General features: G+C 72.8%; 23 protein-coding genes. 17 read left to right on the top strand and 6 right to left on the bottom strand.

The genetic code is table 11. From position 1 onward, the window contains the following. Positions 1 to 11 precede the first annotated feature (11 nt). The 5 genes from ribH to IDM40_RS01515 all read left to right on the top strand — a co-directional run bounded on the left by ribH (position 12) and on the right by IDM40_RS01515 (position 4,288). On the top strand, positions 12 to 485 hold the full coding sequence (gene ribH, locus IDM40_RS01535) for a 6,7-dimethyl-8-ribityllumazine synthase (protein ID WP_193120032.1): 474 nt from the start codon (positions 12 to 14) through the stop codon (positions 483 to 485). 68 nt (positions 486 to 553) lie between these two features. Further along, positions 554 to 1,015, top strand: coding sequence for a PH domain-containing protein (locus IDM40_RS01530; RefSeq protein WP_193120031.1), 462 nt, complete (start codon positions 554 to 556; stop codon positions 1,013 to 1,015). 125 nt (positions 1,016 to 1,140) lie between these two features. Next, entirely contained in the window at positions 1,141 to 2,325 is a 1,185-nt protein-coding gene (locus IDM40_RS01525; protein ID WP_193120030.1) for an XdhC family protein, read from the top strand. Positions 2,326 to 2,479: 154 nt separating this feature from the next. Continuing rightward, positions 2,480 to 3,052, top strand: a complete 573-nt coding sequence (locus tag IDM40_RS01520; RefSeq protein WP_193120137.1) for a nucleotidyltransferase family protein — start codon at positions 2,480 to 2,482, stop codon at positions 3,050 to 3,052. A 390-nt stretch (positions 3,053 to 3,442) separates the two neighbouring features. Further along, entirely contained in the window at positions 3,443 to 4,288 is an 846-nt protein-coding gene (locus tag IDM40_RS01515) for an SAM-dependent methyltransferase (protein ID WP_328806908.1), read from the top strand. Between the two features lie 28 nt (positions 4,289 to 4,316). On the opposite strand, the gene IDM40_RS01510 is transcribed toward IDM40_RS01515, so the two are convergent. The 4 genes from IDM40_RS01510 to IDM40_RS01495 form a co-directional block, all read right to left on the bottom strand. Beyond that, positions 4,317 to 5,258, bottom strand: a complete 942-nt coding sequence (locus IDM40_RS01510) for an aldose 1-epimerase family protein (RefSeq protein ID WP_328806907.1) — start codon at positions 5,256 to 5,258, stop codon at positions 4,317 to 4,319. 100 nt (positions 5,259 to 5,358) lie between these two features. Next, positions 5,359 to 8,145, bottom strand: a complete 2,787-nt coding sequence (locus IDM40_RS01505; RefSeq protein ID WP_193120134.1) for a protein kinase domain-containing protein — start codon at positions 8,143 to 8,145, stop codon at positions 5,359 to 5,361. A gap of 222 nt (positions 8,146 to 8,367) precedes the next feature. After that, on the bottom strand, positions 8,368 to 8,676 hold the full coding sequence (locus IDM40_RS01500; RefSeq protein ID WP_193120029.1) for a DUF2470 domain-containing protein: 309 nt from the start codon (positions 8,674 to 8,676) through the stop codon (positions 8,368 to 8,370). Positions 8,677 to 8,796: 120 nt separating this feature from the next. Then, positions 8,797 to 9,342: a YceI family protein gene (locus IDM40_RS01495; RefSeq protein ID WP_193120028.1), complete on the bottom strand. Its 546-nt coding sequence runs from the start codon at positions 9,340 to 9,342 to the stop codon at positions 8,797 to 8,799. 232 nt (positions 9,343 to 9,574) lie between these two features. Between IDM40_RS01495 and IDM40_RS01490 the strand changes: the two genes are divergently transcribed. From IDM40_RS01490 to IDM40_RS01435, 12 genes are all read left to right on the top strand, one after another. Then, on the top strand, positions 9,575 to 10,036 hold the full coding sequence (locus IDM40_RS01490) for a MarR family winged helix-turn-helix transcriptional regulator (RefSeq protein ID WP_193120027.1): 462 nt from the start codon (positions 9,575 to 9,577) through the stop codon (positions 10,034 to 10,036). A 155-nt stretch (positions 10,037 to 10,191) separates the two neighbouring features. Beyond that, on the top strand, positions 10,192 to 10,914 hold the full coding sequence (locus IDM40_RS01485; protein WP_193120026.1) for an SseB family protein: 723 nt from the start codon (positions 10,192 to 10,194) through the stop codon (positions 10,912 to 10,914). A 103-nt stretch (positions 10,915 to 11,017) separates the two neighbouring features. Continuing rightward, positions 11,018 to 11,953 (top strand): prepilin peptidase, encoded by a 936-nt coding sequence (locus IDM40_RS01480; RefSeq protein WP_193120025.1) that lies wholly within the window; start codon positions 11,018 to 11,020, stop codon positions 11,951 to 11,953. Between the two features lie 50 nt (positions 11,954 to 12,003). Next, on the top strand, positions 12,004 to 13,185 hold the full coding sequence (gene aroC, locus IDM40_RS01475) for a chorismate synthase (protein WP_193120024.1): 1,182 nt from the start codon (positions 12,004 to 12,006) through the stop codon (positions 13,183 to 13,185). A gap of 54 nt (positions 13,186 to 13,239) precedes the next feature. After that, entirely contained in the window at positions 13,240 to 13,539 is a 300-nt protein-coding gene (locus tag IDM40_RS01470; RefSeq protein ID WP_193120023.1) for a VOC family protein, read from the top strand. Positions 13,540 to 13,765: 226 nt separating this feature from the next. Beyond that, a complete protein-coding gene (locus IDM40_RS01465; protein WP_193120133.1) occupies positions 13,766 to 14,272 on the top strand; it encodes a shikimate kinase in 507 nt (168 codons plus the stop codon). Further along, positions 14,269 to 15,351: a 3-dehydroquinate synthase gene (gene aroB / locus IDM40_RS01460; protein WP_193120022.1), complete on the top strand. Its 1,083-nt coding sequence runs from the start codon at positions 14,269 to 14,271 to the stop codon at positions 15,349 to 15,351. Before IDM40_RS01465 ends, aroB begins: the two co-directional genes overlap by 4 nt. A gap of 214 nt (positions 15,352 to 15,565) precedes the next feature. Then, entirely contained in the window at positions 15,566 to 16,129 is a 564-nt protein-coding gene (gene efp / locus IDM40_RS01455) for an elongation factor P (protein ID WP_193120021.1), read from the top strand. After that, complete coding sequence (gene nusB / locus IDM40_RS01450; protein ID WP_193120020.1) at positions 16,129 to 16,542, top strand: transcription antitermination factor NusB; 414 nt, start codon at positions 16,129 to 16,131, stop codon at positions 16,540 to 16,542. Before efp ends, nusB begins: the two co-directional genes overlap by 1 nt. 48 nt (positions 16,543 to 16,590) lie before the next feature. Beyond that, a complete protein-coding gene (locus tag IDM40_RS01445) occupies positions 16,591 to 17,361 on the top strand; it encodes a methyltransferase domain-containing protein (protein ID WP_193120019.1) in 771 nt (256 codons plus the stop codon). Between the two features lie 89 nt (positions 17,362 to 17,450). Then, entirely contained in the window at positions 17,451 to 18,737 is a 1,287-nt protein-coding gene (gene dinB / locus IDM40_RS01440; RefSeq protein ID WP_193120018.1) for a DNA polymerase IV, read from the top strand. A gap of 243 nt (positions 18,738 to 18,980) precedes the next feature. After that, a complete protein-coding gene (locus IDM40_RS01435; RefSeq protein WP_193120017.1) occupies positions 18,981 to 19,400 on the top strand; it encodes a DUF3040 domain-containing protein in 420 nt (139 codons plus the stop codon). Between the two features lie 722 nt (positions 19,401 to 20,122). On the opposite strand, the gene IDM40_RS01430 is transcribed toward IDM40_RS01435, so the two are convergent. Further along, a complete protein-coding gene (locus IDM40_RS01430; protein WP_193120132.1) occupies positions 20,123 to 22,438 on the bottom strand; it encodes a transglutaminase family protein in 2,316 nt (771 codons plus the stop codon). 8 nt (positions 22,439 to 22,446) lie between these two features. After that, positions 22,447 to 23,694 carry a DUF58 domain-containing protein gene (locus IDM40_RS01425; RefSeq protein ID WP_235997187.1) on the bottom strand — a complete coding sequence of 416 codons (1,248 nt, stop codon included), beginning with the start codon at positions 23,692 to 23,694 and terminating at the stop codon, positions 22,447 to 22,449. Positions 23,695 to 23,698: the final 4 nt, after the last annotated feature.

Raw genomic sequence — 23,698 nt, 5'->3', positions numbered from 1 at the left:
CAGGAGTCACCATGAGCGGCGAAGGACGCCCAGAGCACAACGACATCGACGCCTCCGGGCTGTCGGTGGGCATCGTGGCCACCAAGTGGAACGCACCGATCGTCGAACCCATGCTGGCCAACGCGCTGGGTGTGGTGAAGGACTCGGGCGCGGCCGACCCGGTCGTCGTGCACGTCGCCGGCGCCGTCGAGCTCCCCGTGGTCGCCCAGGAACTGGCCCGCAAGCACGACGCCGTCGTCGCGCTGGGCGCCGTCATCCGCGGCGGGACCCCGCACTTCGACTACGTGTGCCAGTCGGTCACGCACGGCCTCACCGAGGTGGCTCTGCGCGAATCCACCCCCGTGGGTAACGGTGTCCTCACCTGTGACACCCTTGAACAGGCGCGGGACCGCGCCGGCCTCCCCGGCAGTGTGGAGGACAAGGGTGCGGAGGCCGCCGCGGCAGCGCTGGAGACCGCCGTCTCCCTGCGCGGTCTGCGCCGCTGAGCCCTGAACACACGGGGCGCGGGGCCACAGGAGAGAGGGACGAGTCGGTGCGGACGAGGGAAGAAGCGGTGGACGAGGCAGCGAGCACACCCGAGGTGCCGCGCATGTGGCGCCCGCGCACGGTGCGGATGGTCGCCTACGGCCTCGGTCTGTTGATCGTGGCCACCTTCGCCGTGCTGGCCGTGATCCTGCCCATCGACTGGCGGCCCCTCGACCGCGTGATGCTGATCGGGTTCGGTTTTGTCATCGCGGCCGGACTGCACCTGCTGGCCCGGCCCCGGCTCATCGCCGAGGAGGACCGGGTCCTGGTCGTCAACGGGATCCGCACCCACGTGCTGTCCTGGCAGGAGATCCTCGACATCCAGATGCCCGAGGGCGAGCCCTGGCCGTGCGTGGACCTGTCCGACGGCACCAGCCTTCCGGTCATGGGGATCCAGAGCACCGACGGCGAGCCCGCGCGGCAGGCCGTGGAGGACTTCCGCGCGATGCTGCAGAGCCGCGGCGAGGGCGAGGAACCCGGTCTTTCGTAGACAACGACGAACATTCCGCACGGGGAGTCACCTGTTCTTGATGGAACAGTGACTCCCTTCGTGTCGTGTGGGCCACATAAATTGGTACCAGGAGCCACTTGACCTGATGTGGAATGAGGTGCCGCGTGCGCGACGTCCGTACGACCGTGTCCGAGCTCTACGCGTCGGGGGAGACGTTCGCGTTGGCCACGGTCATCGACACGTACAAGAGCGCGCCCAGAGGCCCCGGCGCGGCCATGGTCGTCAGTGCCTCCGGTGAGGTGACCGGCAGCGTCTCGGGCGGGTGCGTGGAGGGCGCCGTGTACGAGGAGGCGCTCGAGGCCGTGCGCACCGGGGTGCCCGTGCGCCGAACCTACGGGGTCAGCGACGAGGACGCCTTCAGCGCGGGCCTGACCTGCGGCGGGACGCTGCACATGTTCGTCGAGCCGCTGGACCGTGCCTCCTTCCCGCAGCTCGGCTCCGTCCTGGGCGCCATCGACGAGCACCAGCCCGTCGCGGTGGCCACGGTGGTCTCCGATCCCTCCGAGGCCGACCGGGTGGGACGGCGCCGCGTCGTCTGGCCCGGACACGCCGAGGGCGACCTGGGGCCTGGCGGGGACCGGCTGGCCGACGCGCTCGACGACGACGTGCGGGGGATGCTCGCCCAGGGGACGACGGGCGTGCTGCGCTACGGGGCCGACGGCCAGCGCCGCGGGGACGAGCTGGAGGTGTTCGTGGCCTCCTACGCGCCCGCGCCGCGCATGCTGGTCTTCGGGGCGATCGACTTCGCGGCGGCCGTCGCGGACCTGGGCTCCTACCTCGGGTACCGCGTGACGGTGTGCGACGCGCGCCCGGTCTTCGCGACCGCGCGGCGTTTCCCCACCGCCGAGGAGGTCGTCGTGAAGTGGCCGCACGTGTACCTCGACGAGATCGCCGACCAGGTGGACGAGCGCACCGTCGTGTGCGTGCTCACCCACGACCCCAAGTTCGACGTCCCCGTCCTGGAGGCGGCGCTGCGTACCCGCGCCGGCTACATCGGCGCCATGGGGTCGCGGCGCACGCACGAGGACCGGTTGGAGCGGCTCCGCGAGGCGGGCGTGGGGGAGCGGGCCCTGACCCGGCTGCATTCCCCGATCGGCCTGGACCTGGGGGCCCGGACCCCGGAGGAGACCGCCGTGTCCATCGCCGCCGAGCTGATCCAGACCCGGTGGGGCGGCAGCGGGCGTGCGCTGCGGGAGACCGACGGGCCCATCCACCGGGACATCGAGCCGTCGGAGCTGTTGCGGCCGGATTCGGTCAGCGCCCTGGACGGTCCGAAAACCGTTCGGTGACGTCGTCGCTGGTGAGAGCGGTGCGCTGCGTTTCCGCCGCGAACGCAGCGCACGACTCTGCCGGAGCCGCCCCATGACCTGCCCTCCCGCGTGGCATGATCGGCCCATGGGTACTGGGTACGCGCACGGCGGACAGCCCGACGGGACGGGACAGGTGGCCGGACTGCTCCTGGCAGCCGGCTCGGGAAGCCGGTTGGGGCGGCCCAAGGCGCTGGTCGAGTTCGGGGGCGAACGCCTCGTCGACCGCGGGGTACGGACGCTGCGTGAGGGCGGGTGCGACCCCGTCATGGTGGTGCTGGGCGCCGCCGAGACCGAGATCGACGGTGTGACCACGGTGCGCAACCCCGATTGGAGCTCCGGGATGGGTTCGTCGGTGCGCGCCGGGCTCGACGCCCTGCCGCCGACCGTCGACGCCGTGCTCATCGCCCTCGCCGACCAGCCGCTCATCACCTCCGGCGCGGTCCGGCGCCTGTTGGACACCCGCGGGGAGGGCGCACGCGCCGCCGTGGCCACCTACCGCGGCAACCAGCGCAACCCCGTGATGCTGGGGCGCGAGCACTGGTCGACCGTGTACGCGCTCGCTGTCGAGGACGTGGGCGCACGGCCGTTCCTGCGCACCTACTCGCACCTGGTCACGCCGGTGGAGTGCCAGGACGTCTCCAGGCCCGACGACATCGACACCCCCGAGGACCTCGAGCGCCTCACCGGCCTCCTCGAACAGACCTGACCCCGTCACCCCGCAGGCTGTGCCTTCGGCACACCGCCCGATGTGACCCGCTGACACGGCTGACCCTCGGGCGTGACCCCGGTGTGGTGTCGGCGGGCTGAGTCGGCAGCGCCCCGTCGGGCGCAGCACGTTCGGCGCGAGCCCCGGCATGCGCCTCCGGCGCAGCGCATGTGTGCCTCCCGGATACTTCTGTCCGGGGCAGGAGACCTGTTCCCGGTGCGCCGGTTTCCGGCAGCGCCTGCCGGGCAGTGCCCGGCCACCACGCGAAGCCCGCGCCTCCGGCGCGGGCCGGGGCGTCCCCCCGAAGCCTGCGCGAACTGGAAAAACCCGTGGCGGGGATCGACGGCGCCCCGCTAGCGTGTGCGGGTTCCGAACCGTCCGAGGAGGACCGTGACCCTGTTCGACCAGCTCGCCGACATCGACGCCCGCCCCGAGCCGCACTCCCGCCTGACCACCGCGGACCTGTGGACCGACCCGCACGTGTCCGAACGCATGCTCGCCAACCACCTCGACCCCGACGTGGACGCAGCCTCCAACCGCGCCGCCTACATCGAGGAGGCCGTGGCCTGGATGGCCGCCCGGTTCGGTGCGGGCCCCGGCCGCTCGGTGCTCGACCTCGGCTGCGGACCCGGGCTCTACACCAACCGCCTGGCCGCCGCCGGGGCCGAGGTCGTGGGCGTCGACCTCGCACCCCGCTCGATCGAACACGCACGCGGGCACGCGCACGAGCAGGGCCTGTCCACCCGCCACCTGTGCGCGGACTACCTCGAGCTCGACCTCGGGGAACGCTTCGACCTCGTCGTCATGGTCATGCGCGACTACTGCGCGCTCGCCCCGGCCGACCGCGCCCGGCTCCTGCGGGTCGTGCGCGCCCACCTGGCCGACGGGGGAGCGTTCTGTTTCGACGTCGACTCCGCGGCGGCCTTCGACACCGTCACCGAGCAGCGCACGTTCGCCCCGGACCTCATGGGCGGGTTCTGGTCGCCGGACCCCTACTACGGGTTCTGGAGCACCCTGCGCTACGAGGCCGAGCGTGTGAGCCTGGACCGCTACGACATCGTGGACCCCGGCGGGCGGCGCACGTTCTACAACTGGATCACGTACTTCACGCCCGAGGAGCTCGCACGTGAGCTGGCCGGGTCCGGGCTGGTGCTCGACGAGGTGCTCGGCGACCTCACCGGACACCCGCCCCAGGAGCACGACCCGTCGTTCGCGGTGGTCGCCCGCCCGGCCTGACCTGCGCAGGCGGGACCCGGGCCCGCGGTCAGGACGGGGTCCCGAACCCGGCCGAGGTGATCCCGAACGTGTGCCGCGTGCGCTCGCCCGGCGCGAGGCGGATCAGCCCGGTGCCGCTGTTGAACGCGTCGGGCGGGCAGGTCATGGGTTCCACGGCCAGGTGGGCGCGCCGGTCGCCGCCGTCCAGGGTGTCGGCGCTGAAGAGCTGGAGCCACCCGAAACTGCGGTCGCACCACAGACCCACGCGGTGGTCGGGACCGGACAGCCACACCCACGCACGCCCGTCCCCGTCCCGTTCCAGCCCGGTGAAGGCCGTGTCGAGCACGGTTCCGCCCATCGCACGCCCCGGCGGGCGCAGGTCGAACACACCGCCCTCGACCGGAACGGGGTCCCCGACCGGGAGCAGTCGGTCGTCGGCCGGCTGGTACGTGCGGGCCGGGACCGACAGGTGTGCCGCGTCCCGCGCCGCCAGGTCCCGCAGGGGAGCACCCAGCGTCAGGTACGGGTGGAACCCCAACCCGAACGGTGCGGTGTCCGTGCCCGTGTTGGCGGCCTCGGTGGTGACGGTCAGCCCGGCCTCATCCAGCCGGTAGCCGATCTCCAGGCGCAGCGGGAACGGATACCCCTCGCCGCCCCGCAGGTCCGTCCCCAGCCGGACCTCGTGCCCGGCCACCGCAAGGGGTTCCCACACCACGTCGTGCACCAGTCCGTGGAGGGCCGCCCCGGTCCCGGGCTCGGTGACCGCCAACCGGTACTCGTCCCCCTCGAACCGGTACCGCGCACCGCCGACCCGGTTGGGCCACGGCGCAAGGACCTGCCCCTGGAACGCCTCAGGACGCCGCTCGTAGGGCCACACCAGGTCCCGGCCCTCCCGCGTGAGCGAGCCCAGGGCCGCCCCGGTCGTGTGGACCGTCGCGCGGTGATCGCCGTGTCGGAGCTCGAGGACCTCGGGCACGTGGCTGCCTCCCACGGGTCGGTTCGTCCGGCGCCCCGCCGAACCGGGCGATCATAGCCCAGCCGGGGCCCGCCCGGAACGCGTTCCGCCGAGCCCGCCGGCCGGCCCCCGCGCGTCAGCCCAGCAGCCAGTCCAGGGGGATCAGCACACCCGAACCGAGCGCGACCAACCCCGACGACAACAGCACGACCACCATGAGCACCGACCCCACGGCCGCCATCCGGAACGCCGCCAGCCGCCGCCGCGCCTTGGCCGTGTACCGACCGGCGACCCGCACCATCCACAGCAGCGCCAGCGACAGCGCCACCGGCAGCCACCACGCCGCACCCGCGCCACCGGGCAGCACCCCGGTGACCGTCCCACTGATCTGCGCGAGCCACGAGATCAGCGCACTGTTGCTCAGGTCCAGCAGCCCCGTGTACGCGTTGAGGATCGGCTCGCTGTCGGGGAAGAACCCGTCACCCGGGCGCAGGGCCCGTCCCAGGCCGTCCACCAGCCCCAGCAGCGCGGCGGGGACCGCGAACTTGCGGCACCGCCCCGCCGACTGGGCCCGCTCGATCTGGTGCATGGTGCGCTCGACCTGCCGCCCGGCCTTCTTCCGGCGCCGTTCCTCCCGCACCAGCCGGCGGCCCTCCTTACCGCTCGCCGGCTCCTGCGGGCGGGTCGGATCCACGGTCGTGCCGTCGTTCTGCTCGGGCGCGGTCGCCGCCTCGGCCCGCCTCTGGCGCGCCTCCGACAGCCCGTTCCTGGCCCCCGCCCAGCGTTCGCGCGCCGACCCGGCCAGCGCCGCCCACCGGTCCTGGCGCCGGGCGCGGCCGTCGGCGCGTTCGCGTTCCTGCACCTGGGCGCCCACGCGCACCGCTTCGGGCATCAGCAGCAGCGATGCGACCACCGCGGCCCGCGTGGCAACAGGGTCCCCGGACTCCCGCAACGCCAGGCGACGTTGCTCGGCCCACCACGGCGCGTGCGGTGCGGCGCTGCGCTGCGAGGGGTGCCAGGACTGCCGCCGCAGCAACGAGCGGTGCCCGGACGCCACCTCCGGGTCGAGCACGAGTTCCACCGCGCGCGCCCAGGCCGTGTCGATCTCGTGCTGCTCCGGCCGCCGGGGAGCGTCCGGGCCCCCGTCGGCGGCGCGGTCGACGGTCTCCCGCACCCGCCGCATGACGAGCGGAACCTGGTGCTGCACCTGCTCCAGCAGCGCACACCGGCCGGAGCCACCGGATCGGCACTCCGGGTGCGGGCACCAGTGCTGGGAACCCAGGCCCACGGCCCCGGACTCGACCGCCTCACGCACCACCGCGTGCCGGCTCGCGTCCCCCGAGGCCAGCGTCAGCAGCCCGTCCGCGCTGATCTCGTGCCCCCGGAACCGCGGCGGCATCCCGGGCACGTACCGCGCGGCCAGGGCGCTGATCGCCACGTGCGCGCTCTCGGGGTAGGTGTCCAGCCCGGTCAGGTACGCCCGGTCGAAGGTGTAGTCGTTGACCTCGCGGTCCAGCCACGCGCGCAGTTCGTGCCAGTGGGTGCGCAGCCACATCGCCCCGGTCTCGGAGCGGTCCAGCAGGTCGAAGGCCAGGCTCGGCGGGTCCTCGTGGTTGGTCCCGGCGAAGGAGATCGGTCTCTGGCGCCGCACCGTCCTGATGTTGGGGCGCTCCCCGGCCAACCACGCGGCGACCTCGTCGTGCCCCCACCGTGCGGCCGGGGCTGGCGTGAGCAGCCCGCGCGCCAGCAGCCGCCACCGCTCGTCGGTGATCGCGGAGATGTCGACCTCGGTGTTGCGGGCGGTCAGCCAGTTCCCGCCCCGTTCCGGCCGCCGCCCGGCGACCAGTTCGTGCGCCATGACCCCCAGCGACCACCAGGCGGCCGGGGCCTCGCGGCGCCCTTCGATGACCTCGGGTGCTGCGTAGTCCTCGGTGACGGCCACGCCGCCGTACACACGGCTCATCGTGGCGCGCACGGCCCCGCCGAAGTCGGTCAGGGCGAGCACCGGCGGGTCCATCGACCGCACGAGCAGGTTCTCGGGCTTGACGTCGGTGTGGTTGTGCTGCAGCTCGTGCTGCCAGTGGTGCAGGCACTCGGCCACGGCCGCCACGACCGCGCGGGCCTGTTCCTCCTCGAGGGGAGCCTGGTCGATGACCTCGCGCAGGGACCCCCGGTCGAAGTACTCCTGGGCCTCCCAGGCCAGGTCCTCGCCCCAGGAGCTGGTGGCGCTGCCGTACCCCTGGATCGCCGGGGTGTGCTGCGACGACGTGCCGCGGGCGCGCAGCCGGTCCAGCAGTTCCCGGTTGATGTCGTGGCCCGGCCGGTAGACCTTGAGCGCGAGTCGGCGCCCCGGTTCGTCGACGGGTTCGGCCAGGTAGACGACGGCCTCACCGCCGGAACCGATCCGGTTGAGGATCTGGTACCGCTTGCGCAGGTCGGCGGGGACGGCGTAGTCGAGGTCGCTCGCGGGCCCCACGACCACGCGTGAGACCAGGTGGGTGAACCACGTCAGGAACGGGCCCAGCAGCTTCTGCCACCACCGGCGCTCGGGCCCGCCGCGGGTTCCGCCCCCCGACGGGCGCCGCGCGGGCGCCTGTGCTGTACGGGGCGCGTGGCCGGACCCCGTGCCGGCACCGGGCAGGACACTGGTGCGGTCGGAACCGGGTGCGATCACGTCGGTGCGGTCGTCCCCGCCGCCCGGGGGCACGACGGTGGTCGCGTCCTCGTTCCCGCCCGGAGGGTTCTCGTTCCCGCCCGGAGGCACGACCGTGGTGGCCTCCTCGCCCCCGCCGCCCCTGGCACCGGGCCGGAACACACGTGTGACCCAGCGTGTGGCAGCGGTGCGCGCCGGGATCCGGGTCGTGGGAGGGGTCGGTCCGAAGTGCCGGGTCGGTGCGTTCTCGTCGGGGTCGGGCGTGCCCATGGAGGGTCGGTCCACCCTTCGCTTCGTGGTCGTGTCGGGTCCGGGGGAGAAGGGGGTGACGCCCACATTAGGCCGTCCCGTGCCGCCGTCGGTCTCCACGGGCGGCGCCCGCGGACGCTGCCCTCACGGGCCCGGCCGGGGCGGGACCGGGGTCCTTCTCCCGTGTGCGGTAGGACTCCGGAGGGCGGCGCCCGGTTCCCGTGACGGCGGTCCCGGTGGGGATCAGTGTTCGCCGCGCGGGGTGAGGCCGAGCTCGCGGCAGGCGCGCCGGTACAGGTCGACGACCTCGGCGCGGATCTGCGGCCGTTCGGTCAGCGGCTCCGACCAGGGAACACGTACCTGCCGCTCGGTGGATCCGACGGTGACGGTGTAGTCGCCGCCCTGCCCGTCGAGGCCGGTCATCCGTGCGGAGGTGGCGTCGGGCTCGCCGCCCAGGCCGCGGCAGATGAGGAGCGTGTCCTCGGGGTGGTCGTCGTTCATGTGGGCGGTGACGGCGTCGACGACGTCGGGGGAGAAGGGGTTCGGGGACACGGTTCCTCCTGGCCTGGGAGACGGGAACGCGGACACGAAAAACGGGGGAGGGCGTGTGTGCCCTCCCCCGTCGACGATATCCGAGCCCGGTGCGCAGCGGCTGCGGGTGATGCGCCGTGCTCAGTCGGCCAGGCGGGTGAACTCGGCGTCGATCTGGATGCTGATGCGGTCGCCGACGACCACGCCGCCGCCGTCCATCGGCATCTCGATGTCGACCCCGAACTCCTTGCGGCTGATCTGCGTCGAGCCCGCGAAACCCGCGCGGTCCAGGCCGTAGGGGTCGACCGTGGAGCCGTTGAACTCGAGGTCCAGCTCGATGGGGCGGGTGTTGCCCTTGATGGTGAGGTCGCCCTTGAGCACGAAGTCCTCACCCTTGGCCTCCACCCCGGTGGAGCGGAAGGTGAACTGCGGGTGGGTGTCGACGTCGAAGAAGTCGGCCGAACGGATGTGGTTGTCGCGATCACCGTTGTCGGTGTTGATCGAGCCGGCGTCGATGGTCGCGGTGACCGAGGCCTGGGCGGGGTCCTCGGGCACGGTCAGGGTCGCCTCGAACGTCTCGAAACGGCCGCGCACCTTGCTGACCATCATGTGCCGGACCGAGAAGCCGACGATCGAGTGGGCGCCGTCGATGGTCCAGGTGCCGGGCTTCAGTTCCTGTGCCGCCATGGTTCTGCTCCCTGTGGGGTCGTCCGGGGCCAGAGGGTCCGGCCTCGTTTGCTGCTCAGTAACAAGGTACCTCAGAAGTATCTTCCTTGGAAGGAAAACTCTGTGGTGCTCGGCACACACAAGAAGCCACGGGAGCGCGGTCATCGCTCAACGCCACGCCCCGATCACGATCCGTGCATCGATCCGCACGGATCCAGCACCGGAGGCCCCTGGTCGCCGTAGTATCGGAGGCATGGGCAATGGACGGCTCGACGCCGGTGAACAGCAGGTCTGGCGTGCGTTCCTGCAGACCAACGCCTGGATCTACGACGAGCTCGAACACGACCTGCGCGAACGCAGCGACCTGAGCCTCATCGAGTACGGGATCCTCGTGCACCTGTCCGAGGCGCCGTACATGCGCATGCGCATGCGCCACCTGGCCGACAGCGTCATCGTGTCCAAGAGCCGCCTGTCCCACCAGGTCGCCCGCCTCGAACGCGACGGTTACGTGTACCGGGAGCACTGCGACGACGACCGGCGGGGGTACTGGGCCGTGCTCACCGAACCCGGCCTCATGGCCCTGGCCCGGGCCGCCCCCGCGCACGCCGACCGCGTCCGCGACCTGCTCTTCGACCGCCTCACGCCCGAGCAGGTCACACAGTTGCGCGGCATTCTTCACGCCCTCGGCGGCGACGAGGTCTCGTCCTCGGGCTGAGCCCGTGTTCCCGGCGTCCGTTCCGTTCCCGCGCCCGCGCGCGAGGGGCGGCCGTGCCCGCCCGCGCGCACCTGTCACCCGTGGGCCCCGCGTGCGTCCGCCGGTTTGCCGTACCGCCCCACCGGCGGCGGCCGTCGACGGTAGAGTCGGGCCCCGTGAGCAGACCATCCATCCTGGGCGCCCAGAACTTCCGCGACGACGACGGCAGCGCCGACCCCGAGGTCGAAGCGCGCCTGCGCGAGCACTCCGAGGGAACGGTCGGGGACCGGCAGGTCCTGACCGCGCTCGGGGCCTCCCGCGTCCTCGTGCCCGTGGTCGCCGACGCGACCGAGACCGAGCAGGGCGCGGGCGGGCTCACCAAGGACAAGAACTCCGAGGTGGCCGTCCCCGTCATGACCGGCCGGGACGGACGGCGCGGACTGCTCGCCTTCACCTCCGTCGACGCGGTGCGGCGCTGGCGCCCGGACGCACGCCCCGTTCCGTTCACCACGCAGGACGCGTGCCAGGCCGTGCTCGACGAGAACGCGGACGCGCTCGTACTGGACGTGGCCGGACCGGTGCCCTACACCGTCCAGGGCCGGTTCCTGACGGTGCTCGCCGAACACGGTGTGGTGCCCGAGCCCCAGGACGACCCGCAGGTGTTGGCTCTGATCTACCGCGTCACGCACACCGAGTTCGGTGTCGAGCGCGTCCGGATCCACACCAGCGACAACGCGGAGATCGGGATCCGCCTCGAGCTCGAGGAGCGCGACGACGCCGCCCTGCAGCGCATGGCCGAACGCCTGCGCGACGAGCTCGGCCCCGCACTGCCCGGCGGCATCGAGCTCAGCGCCGTGGTGCGCGCCCGCCGCGAGGACCCGCCCGCCGCCGACGCCTGACCCCGGCCCCGTGCCGCGCATCGCGCGTGTTCCGGTGCCACGGTTGTCCACAACCCGCGATGAGGTCCTGTTCGCCGAGCCCTCCACGGGGTAGCTTCCCAACATGCTTCTCCCCTCCGAGCTCACCCTCGTCCCGGACACTACGACGGTCGCGGTCGGCGTCGTGTTCGGTGTGCTCGGGGTCCTCACCGGCCGGGTCTGCGGGCGCCTGGTGCCCCTCTTCGGCCCCGGCCGTCCCACGCCCGCCCACCCCGAACCCGCCGCGCCCCGCTCCGCGATGGCCGGCGACGGCCCCCGTCCGGAACGCTCCGAGTCCCCGCTGCCCGAGGACGAGGGGCCGCCCCCGCCGCGGTGCCCGCACTGCCTCACCGACCTGCCCTTCCCCGCGTTCCTGCCCGCCCTCGCCGGCCCCGGGTCCTGGTGGAGCGGCGCCTGCCCGAGCTGCCGCGCGACCGTCCCGACCCACCCCGCCGTCCCGGCCGTCACCGGGATCCTCTTCGCCCTGGCCGCGGGCGCGGCCGTGCAGCAGCAGTGGGCGCTCCCGGACCTGCCGCCCGTGCTCTGGCTCGTCGCTTTCGGTGTCCCGCTGTCCGTGGTCGACCTGCGTGTCCTCCGTCTGCCCGACCCCGTCGTGGGAACCGCGTACCCGGTGGCCGCGGTCCTGCTCGCCGCCGCCGTGCTCTGGCCCGCGGGGACCGGCGTGCAGCCCTCCGGGGACGAGCTGCAACGCGGCGCCGAGGCCCTCGTGAGCATGGTCCTCATCACGGTCCTGTACTGGCTGCTCTGGCGCGTGCAGCCCTCCGGACTCGGGTTCGGCGACGTCAAACTCGCGGGCATCACCGGCCTCTACACGGGGTGGGCCGCCGGGGCCGTGGGCGCTCTGGCCGCGGCTTTCTGGGCCTTCGCCGCGTTCTCCGTCGTCGGGATGGCCCTGCTCGCCCTGCGCCGCCTCACCCGAAGACAGCCCTTCCCCCTCGGCCCCTTCATGCTCGGCAGCACCTTCCTCACCGTCCTGGTCGGCGCACCCCTGCTGCCCTGAGCAGGGGCCGCGTTCCACGACGGCGCCCGATCCGTGGGAGGATCATTGCCATGTTGCGTTGGCTGACCGCGGGGGAGTCCCACGGGCCGGCACTCGTCGCGATTCTGGAGGGCCTTCCGGCCGGTGTGTCCGTCACCTCTGACGACATCGCCGCCGCGCTGCTCCGACGCCGCGCCGGGTACGGCCGGGGTGCCCGGATGAAGTTCGAGAAAGACCAGGTCTCCGTCATCGGAGGCATCCGGCACGGCCGCACGCAGGGCGGACCGGTCGCGATCGAGGTGGGCAACACCGAGTGGCCCAAGTGGGAGAAGGTGATGTCTCCCGACCCCGTTCCCCAGGAGGAGCTGGACGGGATGGCGCGCAACGCGCCGCTGACCCGCCCCCGCCCCGGGCACGCGGACCTCGTCGGGATGCAGAAGTACGGGCACGACGAGTCCCGGCCGATCCTGGAACGCGCCAGCGCCCGCGAGACCGCCGCGCGCGTGGCCGTCGGCGAGGTCGCCCGCAGTTTCCTCAAGCAGGCCCTGGGCGTGGAGCTGCTCAGCCACGTCGTGTCCATGGGTCCGGTCGCCGTGCCCGAGGACGCGCCCGAGCCGCACCCCGAGGACCTCGCGGCCATCGACGAGGACCCGGTGCGCTGCTTCGACGCCGACACCAGCGCCCGGATGATCGAGGAGATCGACGACACCAAGAAGGCCGGGGACACCCTCGGCGGTGTGGTCGAGGTGCTCGCCTACGGCCTCCCGCCCGGCCTGGGCAGCCACGTGCACTGGGACCGCCGTCTGGACTCGCGTCTGGCCGGGGCGCTCATGGGCATCCAGGCCATCAAGGGCGTCGAGGTCGGTGACGGGTTCCGCACCGCCGCCCGCCGCGGCTCGCAGGCCCACGACGAGATCGAGCCCGGACCGGACGGCGTCCGACGCCGCACCAACCGCGCCGGGGGCGTCGAGGGCGGCATGTCCACCGGCGACGCCCTGCGTGTGCGCGCCGCGATGAAGCCCATCGCGACCGTTCCGCGCGCCCTCGACACCATCGACACCGAGACCGGCGAGCCCACCCAGGCCCACCACCAGCGCAGCGACGTCACCGCGGTGCCCGCCGCGGGTGTGGTCGCCGAGGCGATGGTCGCCCTGGTCCTGGCCGAGTTCGTCGTCGAGAAGTTCGGCGGCGACTCCCTGGCCGAGACCGCGCGCAACGCCCGGTCGTACCTGGACTCGCTCGAGATCCGCTGACACCCCGGGCCGGCCCGTGCCCCGGGCCGGCCCGCCTCCCCCCCCGGAGCACCCGTGTCCCACGCCCGCCTCTCCCTCGTGGTCCTGTACTCCGAACACCTGGAGGAGTGCCGCGCCTTCTACGCCGCCCTGGGCCTGCCCCTGGTCCCCGAAAAGCACGGCACCGGCCCGGACCACTACGCCGCCGAGCTGGGGGAGACGGTGGTCGAGCTGTATCCGGCCGGCGGGCGCCCCACCGGCCGGGCCCGGATCGGCCTGGACGTCGAGGGGGCAGCGGCCGACCCGCCCCTCACCCCGGGCCGCCACCTGCTCACCGACCCGGACGGGCGCACCGTCGACGTGCTCGCCCACTGACGCGGGCCGCCTCCTCGGCGTTCTCCGCACCCGTCCGAGGTCCCACAACTGATGCGCAGAGCACCCCGGACCGGCCGGGCCACCTGCGCGCGTGGGCATAGGATGGGGGCCCGCGGACGCGCCCCTCGGGTCGCGTCCGTCCCCGTCGGCTGACCGCACGGCCGCTCCCGCGGGACCGGCCCCGACCCCATCTCAGTGAGGCAGAAGCGTGGCAAGAGCGATCGCGGTGCTCATCGGCTCCCCGGGCTCGGGCAAGTCCACCGTCGGCGAGGCCCTGGCCCGCCGCATCGGCGCGGACCTGCTGTGCACCGACACCGAGATCGAGAAGCGCGCCGGCAAACCCGTCGGCGACATCTTCGTCGAGGACGGCGAGACCCAGTTCCGCGCGCTCGAGCGCGAGATCGTCGCCGAGGCCCTGCGTTCCTGGGAAGGCGTGATCGCCGTCGGTGGCGGCTCGGTCCTGGACGAGGACACCCGCGCCGACCTGGCCGACCACCACGTGGTCTACCTCCAGGTGGAGTTCGGCGAGGCCGCCAAGCGCGTGGGCATGGACGTGGCCCGCCCCCTGCTCTCCGGCAACCCCCGCACCAAGCTCCGCAGGCTCCTCGACGAGCGCCTGCCGATCTACGAGGGCCTGGCGACGGTCACGGTGGCCACCACCGGCTACCACCCGGAGGAGATCGTCGACGAGATCGTGCCCACCCTCGACAACGCCGGAAAGGCCGAGAAGTGACCGCCACCCGCATCGGAGTCGGCGCGACCGGCGAACGCTACGACGTCGTGGTCGGAACCGGGGTCCTCTCCGAGCTCCCCGGCCTGGTGGGCTCCGCCGAGAAGGTCGCCCTCATCCACCCCGAGGGACTGACCGGCCTCGCCGAGCGTGTGGCCGCCGCCCTGAACGAGGCCGGACACCGGGTCTTCCCGATGCCCGTGCCCGACGGAGAGGCCGCCAAGACCGTCGCCGTGGCCGCGGACCTGTGGTCGCGCCTGGGCGGGGAGAACTTCACCCGCGGCGACGCGGTCGTGGGTCTGGGCGGGGGAGCCGCCACCGACCTCGCCGGTTTCGTCGCCGCCTCCTGGCTGCGCGGGGTCCGCTCGATCCTCGTGCCCACCACCCTGCTCGGCATGGTCGACGCCGCCGTCGGGGGCAAGACCGGCATCAACACCCCCGAGGGCAAGAACCTCGTGGGCGCGTTCCACCCTCCCGCCGGTGTGCTCTGCGACCTGGAGACCCTGCGCACCCTGCCCCGCGCCGACTACATCGGCGGCCTGGCCGAGATCATCAAGGCCGGGTTCATCGACGACCCCGCCATCTGCGACCTCGTCGAGGCCGACCCCGAGGGCGCCTGCTCGCCCGACGGCCTGCACACGCGCGAGCTCATCGAACGGGCGATCCGGGTCAAGGCCGAGGTGGTCTCCGGCGACCTTCGCGAGAGCGGGCGGCGTGAGATCCTCAACTACGGGCACACGCTCGGCCACGCGATCGAACGCGCGGAGAACTACACCTTCCGGCACGGGTACGCCGTGTCCGTCGGGATGGTCTTCGTCGCCGAACTCGCCCGCCTGGACGGACGCATCGACGAGGGCCTCGTCCGCCGCCACCGCACCCTGCTGTCCTCGGTGGGGTTGCCCGTCTCCTACGACCGCGCCGCCTGGTCCGACCTGCTGGCGACCATGAGCGTGGACAAGAAGACCCGCGGCAACACCCTGCGGTTCGTGGTCCTGGACGGCCTCGCCGAACCGGTGATCCTCAGCGGCCCCTCACCCGAGCTGCTCGGTGAGGCCTACCGCGCCGTCACGTCCGCCGGCTGACCCTGGCGGCCACCACCCTCGAACGACCTCTGCGGCGCGGCTGCCACCTGTCGCCCTCCCGAGCCGCGCAGCAACGGACGGCGCCCGCCGAACAGGCCCTAGACTGGAGTTGGGCGAGTTGCGCACGGGGAACACCGACGCGCCCGCCCCGCCGACCACCGACCGGGCACCCGTCCGGTCCCTACGTGTCACACCCCTTGGAGAGACGACCGAAGTGGCCTCGACGAACGACATCAAGAACGGCACGACCCTGAAGCTCGACCACGGCGTTCTCTGGAACGTCCTGGAGTTCCAGCACGTCAAGCCGGGCAAGGGCGGCGCGTTCGTCCGCACCAAGCTGAAGAACGTCATGACCGGCAAGATCGTCGACAAGACCTTCAACGCCGGCGCCAAGGTCGAGTTCGCCAACGTCGACCGCAGCGAGATGGAGTACCTCTACAACGACGGTGAGGCCTTCATCTTCATGGACACCTCCACCTACGACCAGATCCCGGTCCCGGACACCGTCGTCGGCGACGACCAGAACTTCCTCCTGGAGAACACCAAGGTCACCGTCGCCACCTACGAGGGCAACCCGCTCTACATCGAGCTGCCCCCGGCCGTGGAGCTCGAGATCACCGAGACCGACCCCGGTGTGCAGGGCGACCGCTCCACCGGCGGCACCAAGCCCGCCACCGTGCAGACCGGTGCCACCATCCAGGTCCCGCTGTTCATCACCACCGGCGAGTCCGTCAAGGTCGACACCCGCAACGGCGACTACCTCGGGCGAGTCAACTGATGAGCGGAGCACGGCGCAAGGCACGGCGGCGCGCGGTCGAGGTCCTCTACGAGTCCGAGGTGCGCGGCATCTCGGTCGACGACGTCATCGCACGCCGCCGGGCCCAGCCCGAGCCGCCCATCAACGAGTTCACCCAGAGTCTGGCCCGGTCCATCGACGAGCGGCGCACCCGCATCGACGAGCTGCTCGACACCTACGCCATCGGCTGGACCCTGGAGCGCATGCCGGTCGTGGACCGCAACATCCTGCGGATGGGCGCCTACGAGCTGCTGTGGGACGACGGCATCCCGGACGGGGTGGCCATCGCCGAGGCGGTCGGTGTGGCCAAGGAACTCTCCACCGACGACTCGCCCAGCTTCATCAGCGGGCTCCTGTCGCGGCTCATGGAGAACAAGTCGACGCTCGCGCTCTGAGCCTCCCGCAGCGGACGGCGGACGAGCCCAACCAGTGAGGGGAACCAGGTGACGGACAAGGCCGGCACGACCGCGGGCGGGACGACCGGTCCGGCCCGGGCGGCCAACGCGGCCCGGACCGCAGTGGTGTGGGAAGCCCTGCAGGAGTTGTTGTCCCACCTGGGCGACGGCCCCCTGGAGATCGTCGACGCCGGTGGCGGCACCGGCGGCGCGGCCGTCCCCCTCGCCGAACTCGGCCACCGGGTCACGGTCGTCGAGCCCAACCCCGACTCCCTGGCCGCGCTGGAGCGCCGCGCGGCCGAGAGCGGAGTGGCCGTGCGCGGTGTGCAGGGGGAGACCCGCGACCTGGCCTCGCTCTTCGAGGAGGGCAGCGCCGACCTGGTGCTGGTGCACAACGTCCTCGAGTACGTGGACGAGCCCGCGGCCGCGCTGCACGACGTCGTCGGCATCACCCGTTCGGGCGGCGCCGTCAGTGTCCTGGCCACCAACGCGGTCGCGGGGGCCCTGCACCGGGTCCTCGCCGGACACGTCGCCGAGGCCCACCACCTGCTCACCGACGCCGACGGCCGGTGGGGCGAGAGCGACCCGATGCCGCGCCGCTTCACGCGCGGCCAGCTGCAGCAGCTGCTCACCGACTCCGGCCTGCACCCCACGAGCGTGCGCGGTGTTCGGGTGTTCGCCGACGTCCTTCCGGGCCAGGCCTGGGAGGGCGACGCCCAGACCGGCCAGCACCTGGTCGAGCTGGAGCGTGCGGTGGCCCAGCACCCCGAACTCGTGGGGATCGCCACCCAGCTGCACGTCATCGCCTCCCGGGACTGACCGGGAACGGCCGGACACGGGGCGATGGTGGAGCGCGGGCGGCCGAGGTCCGGGTGGGACATCCGCGCCGACGAGCGTAATCTGAGGTCATGAGCCGACGTCAACTCGAGCGCGGTGCCGCACTGCGGGGCAGGGTCTCCGCGGAGGGCATCGTGCCGCTGGGCGCGGACTTCCCCCCGGACGGTTCAGGTCCGGACGCCGACTGCCACATCCTGCACATCGACATGGACGCGTTCTTCGCGAGCGTCGAACGCCTCCGCAACCCCGAAGCGCGGGGCGTTCCCGTCATCGTCGGCGGGACCGGCCCGCGCGGGGTCGTCTCCTCCGCCGACTACCTGGCCCGGGAGCGCGGCGTGCACTCGGCGATGCCGATGGTGCGTGCGATGCGCCTGTGCCCGGAGGCGCTGGTCTTCCCGCCCGACGGCAGCGCTTACAAGGAGGCCTCCGAAGCGGTGATGGACATCTTGAGGTCCGTCACGCCGCTGGTGCAGCCCCTGTCGCTGGACGAGGCCTTCCTGGACGTGTCCGGGGCCCAGCGGCGCCTGGGCGGCCCGGTGCGCATCGCCGCGGCCATCCGGGAGCGGGTGCGCCGGGAACAGCGGCTCACCTGCTCGGTGGGTGTGGCCGCGAACCGGTTCACCGCCAAGCTCGGCTCCACCCATTGCAAGCCCGACGGTCTGCTGCTGGTGCCCACCGAGCACGTGCACGGGTTCCTCGACCCCTTGCCGGTGGGCGCGCTGCCCGGGGTGGGGGAGAAGACCGAGCAGGCCCTCACCCGGTTGGGGCTGCGCACCGTCGGCGACCTGGGACGTGTCGAGACCGACCTGCTGCGCCTGGAACTGGGCGACAAGGCCGGCACCCGCCTGGCGGAGCTGGCCCGCGGTGAGGACCCGAGCGCCGTGACGCCCGAGACGCCCGACAAGAGCGTCGGGGCCGAGGAGACCTTCGACCGCGACGTGTCCGACGCCGAGGAGATCCACCGCGAGTTCCTGAGGCTCTCGGAGAAAGTGGCCCGCCGGATGAGGGCGGCGGGTCTCGTGGGACGCACGGTGAGTGTGAAACTGCGCCGCGCGGATTTCACGACCATCAACCGCTCCAGGACGCTTCAGGAGAGCACCGACGTGGCGCGGGAGATCAACACCGTGGCCCGCGAGCTCTACGACGCCGCGGGAATGGAGCGGACCCGGTTGCGTTTGATCGGAGTGAGGGTCGAAGGGGTGGAGGCCGCCGAGCGGGCCCACCGCCAGTTGGCCCTCGGGGAGGAGGAAACGGGCTGGCGGGACGTCGAACGGGTGATGGACCGGGTGGCGAACCGGTTCGGTCCGGGCGCGATACAGTCGGCCGTGTTGGCCAAGCGTGACGAAAACGACGTATGATGCGGCAACTTCCGGGCCTTCCGAAGCGTTCTCAGGGTGGGACCGGTAAGGCAGGTAGAAGAGAGGCATGGCAGCCGGTGTTTGCGAAACAGGGCGCGGGTACCGTGATCGTGGTGGGTCAGGTACACACGCAGCTTTTCTTTCCACCATGCGCTAGCACATCGTATTCTGGGCATATCACTGATCTAGAGACTGTTCATCAGTACCCGTCCCCCCGAGCGGGGACTGTCGTAGGGAGGCGCCGTGCCGCTCTCTGAACACGAGCAGCGCATGCTCGACCAGATCGAGCGGGCGCTGTATGCCGAGGATCCGAAGTTCGCGAACTCAGTTCGACACACGAACCCCGCGGTCCATTACAAGCGCCGGATCGTCAAGGCCGGCCTCGGGTTCGTCGTCGGGGTCGTCCTGCTGCTGACCGGTCTTCTCCTGGGGGAGATCGTCCTGCAGGTCGGTGTCAGCGTCCTGGGGTTCGTCCTCATGCTGGCGTCCTTCCTGTACGGCGCCAGCGCTTGGCGCAGGGCCGCCGGAGGGGGCGGTGAGGCCGCGATGGTGGCCGAGGAACCCGAGGGCAAGCAGAAGCGCAAGGGCGGCGGTGGCGGCCGTCCCGGGATGATGAACCGCTTCGAGGAGCGGTGGCGCCGTCGTCAGGAGGGTGACGAGTAGCTGGAGCAGCTCTCGCCCTCCGGTACCCGGCACGGTCTTCCGGCACGGTCCCGCCTCCACACCCAGAGCGCTGCAGTGCCCCGTCCGCGGACGAGAACCCACGTTCTCGCCCTCTGGCGGGGCACAGTGCTGTCGGCCCACCCCATGTGCCCCTCGCATTGCCGCCGTCTCGGACGGGAGAGTCTTCGTCCGTTACGGCTCGTACGTCGTTCGCCAGGCCCGCGCCCCCGCAGGGACGTGCTTTGCCCACACCGTCCCGCAGGTGTCCCTCGGGGATCCCAAGGATCGCCGTGCCTCGGACACGAGTGCCTCGGTCCACCCCGTCCAGCCAGGGCCCGTGCACCACGCGTCGGAGCGCCCCCGCAGGGGCGCGCTTTGCCCACACCGGCCCCGAGCATGTCCTTCGTGGGAACCCAAGGATCCCCTCGTCGCGGACGCGACTCCACGTGCCTGCCGTGCGAGTTCGCTTGCCCCACCCACGGGACGCTCCGCGTCGGACGCGAACGCTGGTGAGTGTCCGGCGCGGAGCGGAAACGCCTGTTCCCCGGCCCCGGTCGGTGTGCACCTGACCGGGGCCCTCGTGCCCAGTGGGCGCCTCTCACGTCTTCCAGAGGCCGAGACCGTGCCCCGCCACCGCTCGCGGAAGTCGCTGCTCCTGCCGCACGGCCCAGGTCCGGAACCCGACCCGGCCCCGCACCGCGAGCCGCCCCGGACCTCCGGTGTCAGGTCGCGGGCAGCGGCTCCGGCCGGGGACGGTGCCACGGCGCCAGCGAGCGCGGCAGCAACACGGCCCGCATCCGGGCACCGCGGCCCACCGAGGCGCACAAAGCCGAGCGCACCGTCCGCAGGTCCTCCCGCAGCTGCCCGCCGGCCACGGGGTCGGGTGCGTACCGCGCCGCCTCCTCGGCCAACGCCAGGCGCCACAGCGCCCACCGGGCCTCCTCCGGCAACTGCGTCCGCCCGGCCGTCGCACGCGGGCTCTCCGACAGGTCCCACGCGAGCCCGAGGTCCACGTGGGTGTCGCGCACCTCGCGCCAGGCCGCGTGCGCAGCGGACGCCGGGGCACCGGCCAGCGCCGAACGCCGTGCGGCACGCACCCACGACCGGGCCAGAGCGGGTAGCGCCAGCAGGGCCAGCGCCACCAGGAAACCGCCGACGTAGGGCAGCCACGACAGGGCCGGGCCTCCCTCGGACCCCGATCCACCGCCGGCCGCCTCGGAACCCGGGTCCTCCTCGGGATCGGGCGCCGCGCTCTCCTCGTCCGGCCCCTGCGTCTCCTCCGCACCGGGGCCGTCGGTCGGCGAAGGCGACTCGCTGGGGGACGGCGAGGGCGACGGTGACGGGGAACCCTCGTCCTGCCCGCCCTCCCCGGAAGGATCGGCGTGCTCGGGTACCGAGGCCGACCCCTGCCCGCTCCCGCCGGAGGGCGTGGGCTCGAACCGCACCCAGCCCGCGCCCTCGAAGTACAGCTCCGGCCACGCGTGGGCGTCCGCGGACGAGACCACCCACCGGTCGCCGTTGGTGCGCTCGCCCTGCGTGTAACCGACCGCCACCCGCGCCGGGATGTCGGCTTGGCGCGCCATGAGCGCCATGGCCCCCGCGAACTGCTCGCAGTAGCCGATCCGGTCCTCGAACAGGAAGTGCGCCAGCGGGTCGTTTCCCTCCGGCACCGCCGGGGGCTGCAGCGAGTACGTGAAGTCGTCGAAGTGGTCCTGGAGCGCCACCGCCGCCTCGTAAGGGGAACCGGCGTCCTCCGTCACCCGGTCGGTCAGCTCCTGCACCTGAGGGTCCACGTCCTCGGGCACGTCGAGGTGGCCCGAGGCCAGCGAGCGCGGCCTCCCGGCGTCGGCCAGCTCCTCCGCGGTGGGGTCGTCGGCGTTGCTCTCCACGGTGAAGCTCAGCCCCGTGGGCGGGTTCCCGGTGGTGAAGACCGTGTGGGTGTCGGGGTCCACGTGCCACTGCCCGCTCACGTCCACCGACCGCGCCCAGTACGGCAGGGGCAGGAAGTCCGGCCGGGGCGTCGACGAGCTCATCGACACCTGCGTGGTCGTGGTCGGCCCCGACGCCTCCGACGACCACCCCGTGGGCAGCGGCAGGTCACCGCCGGCCGTGTTGTCGTCGGTGGCGTCGACGGGGTCCATCGTCCAGTTCTCGCCGTCGAACCGGTCCAGCACGTAGGTGCGCAGGTAGTCGGGTTCCTCGGCGTCGGTCCGGTAGGTCAACACGGTGCTGTCGGAGTCCGATCCGAGCTCCCGCCGCATCGACACGAGCGGGTGCGTCGTGGTCACCATGTCCTCGCCGAACCCGGGGTGGCTCCCGTCGGCCAGGTCGTAGAACGCGTCCGTGCGCAGCGACGGCACGGCCAGGGGCAGCGTCACCGCCATGAGCACCGCCGCGGCCCCGGCCAACGCGGCGGTCCCGGCCCTGCGCACACCCGCCAGCACCCGGTCGCCGGGCGCGGGCGACGGAACGGGCGTGCCCCACGCACGCCGGCGCGTCCAGGTGTCCGCCGCAAGCAGCGCCACGTAACCGGCCGCGCACCACAGCGCCTGCCACAGTTCCAGACCGGCCGGATCCACGACCAGGGGCACGGCCATGAGCGTCAGCAGCAGGCCGCCGACCATGCCCGCGCACCGCGCCGTGACCGCGAGGAAGTCCGCCACCATCACGAAGACCACGAAGGTCAGGGCGATGATGAGCGTGATCCCCGCATTGGCCGAGACCGGCACGGAACTGTCGTTGATGGTGGCCGTGCCCTGCGTGAAGAGCTGCACCAGGTAGCCCACCGACTCCCCGTTCGGGATCACCCCCAGCGGCGCGGTGTGCGCGGCGAACAACGGCGTCAACAGCAGGAACACCAGCAACGCCTGCAACAGCGGCACCGGCGCGGCGTTCCACCCGCTCAGTCGGTACAGGGCGGAGACCGCGGAGGCCGCCGCCATCAGCACCAGCGCCGGCACCCACCACCCGTCCCCACTCAGCAACGGGGCCAACAGGGGCAAGGCCGTGACCAGGCACAACAACGTGACCAGTGGCATGAGCGCTCTCACAGCGGGCCCTCCGTGAACACACGCGGCGCCGCGACGGCGAGGGGTGCCTCACCGGCCGCGCGCCACAGCTGGGGGAGTCGGTCGGGGTGGGACAGCAGCAGCACGTGCCAGCCGCCCGCGGCCAGCACACGTTCGACACCGTGCAGCGCCTCGGCCGAGGGCCAGGCCGCTCCGGTGCACAGCACCGCCACCTTGCGGGCCTCGTGTCCGGTGCGGGCGAGCGTGTCCGCGTCTTCGGGCCCGATCGCTCCGAGCACCGCGGTGATCAGACCGGGGGAAGGACCGCGCCGCGAGGCCAGCGCGGAGACCGCCGGCAGCAGATGGGGTCCGTCGGAGGCCTCGGCCACGGCCAGCCCGTCGAGCACCCCCGAGACCCCGGAGACCGGCAGGGGGCCGTCCGCCCCGTAGAGGTCCAGGTCGTGGCCGTCCTCGAGGCAGCGCACGGCCACCGACGCCGCGGCGGTCACCGCGGTCTCCAACGACGATTCGGCCTGCTCGCCCCGGTGCGCGCCCGCGCGTGTGTCCACCAGCAGGACACTGTGCTCGCGCCGGTGCTGCTCGTCGCGGCGCACCATGAGCTCGCCGTGCTTGGCGGTCGACCGCCAGTGCACCCGCCGCAGCTCGTCGCCGTGCTGGTACTCGCGCGGGATCGGGTCCTGCTCGCCGACCCCCGCAGCCGAACGCAGCGGGGTGTGCTCGCCCTGCGGACCTCCCCGCACCTCCGCCGGGCCCAGCGGCAGGGCCCGCGGGGTGACCAGCAGGGACACGGGTGCGTCGACCTCCCGGGACACGCGCACGCATCCCAGCGGATCGCCGATGACCACCCGCAGCGGCCCGATCGGGTACCGCCCGCGCACCTGCGGCTGCACCAGGTACCCCACGTCGCGCACCGCCCGCGCACCCAGGTGGCCCACGTCGAAACGGGGCTCCTCACCCAGCCGCACCGGCACCGTGTCGGCCAACGACACCGACGGCACCGGCCACACGGACGAGGAGTTGCCCACCCGCACCAGCACACGGGAGCTCTGCCCGGCCTGCACGTGCGGCGGGCGCACCAGGCGGCTGTGCACCACCCGGGAGCCGGCGCCGAGCACGGTCAGGGCGGACAACGGGGGCACGGCGAGCAGGAACACACCGACCCCCACGAGTTCGAACTGCCCGACGACCAGGCCCGCCACGAGGGCGGCCAGGCCGAAGACCAGCATGCAGACGCCTCGTGCGGTGAGGGTTCGTCGCGGGCGCATGGAC

It is taken from the genome of Nocardiopsis coralli (genome assembly GCF_014892575.1).
Taxonomy (GTDB): Bacteria; Actinomycetota; Actinomycetes; order Streptosporangiales; family Streptosporangiaceae; genus Nocardiopsis; species Nocardiopsis coralli.
This window is presented reverse-complemented; position numbering and strand designations above follow the sequence as displayed.

Bases quoted from the DNA above. Each gene is read 5' to 3' on its own strand.
- ribH (WP_193120032.1), top strand. From the start codon at position 12: ATGAGCGGCGAAGGACGCCCAGAGCACAACGACATCGACGCCTCCGGG.
- IDM40_RS01505 (WP_193120134.1), bottom strand. From the start codon at position 8,145: ATGGGCACGCCCGACCCCGACGAGAACGCACCGACCCGGCACTTCGGA.
- IDM40_RS01495 (WP_193120028.1), bottom strand. From the start codon at position 9,342: ATGGCGGCACAGGAACTGAAGCCCGGCACCTGGACCATCGACGGCGCC.
- IDM40_RS01490 (WP_193120027.1), top strand. From the start codon at position 9,575: ATGGGCAATGGACGGCTCGACGCCGGTGAACAGCAGGTCTGGCGTGCG.
- IDM40_RS01480 (WP_193120025.1), top strand. From the start codon at position 11,018: ATGCTTCTCCCCTCCGAGCTCACCCTCGTCCCGGACACTACGACGGTC.
- aroC (WP_193120024.1), top strand. From the start codon at position 12,004: ATGTTGCGTTGGCTGACCGCGGGGGAGTCCCACGGGCCGGCACTCGTC.
- nusB (WP_193120020.1), top strand. From the start codon at position 16,129: ATGAGCGGAGCACGGCGCAAGGCACGGCGGCGCGCGGTCGAGGTCCTC.
- dinB (WP_193120018.1), top strand. From the start codon at position 17,451: ATGAGCCGACGTCAACTCGAGCGCGGTGCCGCACTGCGGGGCAGGGTC.
- IDM40_RS01430 (WP_193120132.1), bottom strand. From the start codon at position 22,438: ATGCCACTGGTCACGTTGTTGTGCCTGGTCACGGCCTTGCCCCTGTTG.
- IDM40_RS01425 (WP_235997187.1), bottom strand. From the start codon at position 23,694: ATGCGCCCGCGACGAACCCTCACCGCACGAGGCGTCTGCATGCTGGTC.